The following is a 225-nucleotide window of genomic DNA, read 5'->3' as shown; positions in this document are numbered from 1 at the left end:
ACCCGAAAAACCGAAGGATGCACCACGCCGGGGCAAGGAACAGATCGTCTATATCAAGCTGAACGAGCTTCACGCCTTCAAGAACCATCCCTTTGAGGTTCGGGATGATGAAGAAATGCGGGCTATGGTGTCCAGCGTCAAAGACAAGGGCGTGACCCAGCCCGCTATCGTCCGTCCCCGTGAGGATGGCGGCTATGAGATCGTGTCCGGCCACCGCCGCCAGAA

1 protein-coding gene is annotated in these 225 nt (G+C 57.8%); it reads left to right on the top strand.

All coding sequences use genetic code 11. The features are described 5' to 3' along the window. Positions 1 to 225: ParB N-terminal domain-containing protein (locus GPK90_RS17835; protein WP_215703585.1), on the top strand; the 225-nt coding region annotated here is incomplete at both ends.

It is taken from the genome of Clostridium sp. MCC344 (genome assembly GCF_018785365.1).
Lineage (GTDB): Bacteria > Bacillota > Clostridia > Lachnospirales > Lachnospiraceae > Pilosibacter.
This window is presented reverse-complemented; position numbering and strand designations above follow the sequence as displayed.